The following is a 3,022-nucleotide window of genomic DNA, read 5'->3' on the forward strand; positions in this document are numbered from 1 at the left end:
GTCGCACCGGGTTCAATACTCCGATTTTCGTTAAAAACATCACCACGACCGGCATTTCAAACAAAAAACCGAACGGCAGCGTCAAATTCAGCATAAACCCGAAATATTTATCTGCCGTATAGAGCGTGTTGACCTGCCCGGCCGCCATGTTCTTCAGGAAGGAAAGCACCATCGGGAACAGGACGAAATAGCCGAAGCCAATGCCTGCGGCAAACAGAACGGCGAGGGCGGGGATATACCCGAGCGCCGCTCTGCGCTCTTCCTCCTTCAGCGCAGGCTTGACGAAATGCCAAGCCTGCGTAGCGGCTACCGGAATCGTCACAGCAATCGCGAAGACCCCGGAAATCATCACATACACCCATAGAATGTCGGTCGGACCGAGGATGGTCAGCTTGTCTCCCAAATCGCGGACGAGCCAGTTATAAATCGGCTTCGCGTATAAGAAAGCGGCAATCATGGCAACAAGAAAGGCGACGAGCGTGATGACGATTCGTTTGCGCATTTCTTCCAGATGACTGAAAACGTGCATTTCATTATTTTTCATCGTAAGGGTCTCCCATAATGAAGCTAGCTTCCGGCAGCATGCGGTTACCGGAAGCCAAACGTATAATGCGGATGGAGTTTAGCTAACTTTGTCTGCGTTGAATTGGGGTTTCGTTTCGGAGACCGCTGGCGTCTTGTCTTGGACGGTCGGTTTCGACGCTTCGGAAACCTCCGGCTTCTCGTCTTCGCCGCCTACCAGGCTGCGGGTGGCGCTTTTAAACTCGCTCAAGGTGCGTCCGAAGGCTCGGCCGAGCTCCGGAAGTTTGGAAGGTCCGAAAATGATGAGCGCTATAATTAAAATAAGAATTAATCCGGGAATCCCGATATTGCCGAATGGCATGTTGTCATCTCCTTTGAGGTAAAACGCCCATTGCGGGGCCCGCCGGCCTAATGGATGGTTACGTCCGGCCTGCGGGCTTCACATCGGACATTTACGATCGAGCACTTGCAAGTTACTGCATCTGCATAAATCCCGGATTAGCCGAGCTTGAAGCCGCTGATCGCTACAACGCCGCAGCGAGCTTTGGTGTCGCCTTGGCGGTGCGGCCACAGGCTGGTCGGCTTCGCCAAATCCGTTGTGTTTTCGCCCGGATGCTGAACGGAGAGGAACAGCGTTCTTTCGTCCGGCGTGAAGAAGGGTCCCGTCAATTCCGCATCCGTAGGGGCAGAAGCAAACTGCATCGCTTGCGCTTTGGCCGCACCGTGGGTCGGAACGACGAACAGCCCGTTGTTCATGAATGAAGTATGAACCCCTTTGTGCATGCTGCTGGTGGAGATGTCCGTCACAACCCACAGGTTGCCGTTCGAATCGAACGCAAGGTTGTCCGGCGAGCTGAATCCGGATTGACGTCCGCCTGCAATGAAAATTTCAAAATCGAACTCCGTCGCGCCGAGATCGTTGCCTTTCTCGAAAATACGCGTGATATGACCGTGAATGTTACCATGGTTGTCGTTGTTCGTATGACTGATGAACACCGTATTGTCGAACGGCGAAATTTCCACATCTTCCGGTCGGTCGGTCGGCGTACCGCCGAGGATCAAGGCCGCTTCGTGCACGTTGGTTACCACATCCGCTTGGCTTTGGAACATGCGTTGCAGTTCCTCTCTCGTGCCTTTAACGCCTGCCGGCGCTTTGAATTTGGCGTCGCCGATGACTTTGGACAGCGCTTCGTACGTAACGGCAACCCACTTCCCGGATTTCAGGTTGGCTACATATAGCGTGCCGTCTGCCAGCAGCTCGGAGTTTTGACGGCCGCTCGCCGGCACGTATTTGCCCTTCGTGACGAATTTATACACACAGGCATCCTTCTTATCGTCTCCCATGTAAACGACGACGCGGCCGTCGGCCGTCAAACCCATAGCCGTATTCTCATGGTTGAAGCGGCCAAGCGCCGTGTGCTTCTTCAAGAAGCTGCCGTCGAACGGATCGATTTCTACAACCCAGCCGTAGTGCGTCAGAGGCAGACCGGCTTCCGTCGCCAGCTCGGAGAAGTTCTCTTCACAGGACAGAACCGTATTCCAGAGCGTAACGCCTCCGGAGCAGTTTGCGAACGTGCCTTGGGCGGTGCTTGCGTTTTTCAAGATGGCGGAACCTTTGGCAGGACCGGTGAATTCGAATTTGGTAAAACCGTTGATGCGGCGGGCATGTTTGGAAGTCGTGTCCATTTTCCATGTGCCCTTGTCGTCCTGGAATACTTCAATAACGGACATTCCTTGGTAGTACAGGTCTTTATCCGTTTGTTCTTTCGATTTCTTGCCGTCCTTCACCGGACCGAGCGCAAAAATGTTCGTATATTCGTGGTTATTCACAAGCAACCCGCGCGTGTTGGAACCGTCAATCGGGAAGTAGGCGTTGTAATCGGAGCCTTGTCCGAATTTTTCGCCAGCTGCGTTGATTACATCGTCGAATGCCGCCACAACGTCGTAACGGTACCCTTTCGGAAGCAACAGCTGGTCTTCTTTGGAAGCCTGAATCGGTTCGAAATAACCGCTGACTTTATTCGTCTTAAACCCGAACAGGTGGTCGGCCGTCGGGGACATCGCGGAAGCTTTGCCTTCCAAGACGCCTAATCCGGCGGATGCAGCTGCCAGCGCCGCCGCCCCCGTACCGAGATAAGATAGAAATGTCCGGCGATCCATGTTTTTCTCCATATGTACACTCCCTATACTAATATAGTATATCCATAGATAAGCATAAGGAACAAAAATCAACAGAAGATTAGGGCCAAGTGAAGGTTTTGTAAAGGGAGAGGATGGGTTAGGCACAAGCGAGTACAGGGATTGTTCGTGGAGGGGCCATCGGCGGCGGACAACGGCAGCGGACAACGGCGGCGGACAACGGCGGCGGACAACGGCGGCGGACAACGGCGGCGGACAACGGCGGCGGACAACGGCGGCGGACAACGGCGGCGGACAACGGCGGCGGACAACGGCGGCGGACAACGGCGGCGGACAACGGCGGCGGACAACGGCGGCGGAC

Annotated in this window: 4 protein-coding genes; 1 reads left to right on the top strand and 3 read right to left on the bottom strand. The window is 54.6% G+C overall.

The window, feature by feature from the left end; all coding sequences use genetic code 11:
* From tatC to JMF85_RS18635, 3 genes are all read right to left on the bottom strand, one after another.
* The coding region (gene tatC / locus JMF85_RS18625; protein ID WP_201318715.1) for a twin-arginine translocase subunit TatC at nucleotides 1-544 on the bottom strand (544 nt) is incomplete at its 3' end.
* Nucleotides 545-622: 78 nt separating this feature from the next.
* A complete protein-coding gene (gene tatA, locus JMF85_RS18630) occupies nucleotides 623-883 on the bottom strand; it encodes a twin-arginine translocase TatA/TatE family subunit (protein WP_127610191.1) in 261 nt (86 codons plus the stop codon).
* A gap of 137 nt (nucleotides 884-1,020) precedes the next feature.
* The gene (locus JMF85_RS18635; RefSeq protein WP_174817615.1) at nucleotides 1,021-2,694 is read right to left on the bottom strand and encodes a PhoX family protein; all 1,674 of its coding nucleotides are present in this window, start codon (nucleotides 2,692-2,694) and stop codon (nucleotides 1,021-1,023) included.
* 135 nt (nucleotides 2,695-2,829) lie between these two features.
* Here JMF85_RS18635 and JMF85_RS18640 point away from each other — a divergent pair.
* A partial coding sequence (locus JMF85_RS18640; RefSeq protein WP_201318716.1) for a hypothetical protein occupies nucleotides 2,830-3,022 on the top strand: 193 nt, incomplete at its 3' end.

Origin of the sequence: Paenibacillus sp. EPM92, from assembly GCF_016586185.1 — a bacterium.
GTDB classification, from domain to species: domain Bacteria; phylum Bacillota; class Bacilli; order Paenibacillales; family NBRC-103111; genus Paenibacillus_G; species Paenibacillus_G validus.

Bases quoted from the DNA above. Each gene is read 5' to 3' on its own strand.
- JMF85_RS18635 (WP_174817615.1), bottom strand. From the start codon at position 2,694: ATGGAGAAAAACATGGATCGCCGGACATTTCTATCTTATCTCGGTACG.
- tatA (WP_127610191.1), bottom strand. From the start codon at position 883: ATGCCATTCGGCAATATCGGGATTCCCGGATTAATTCTTATTTTAATT.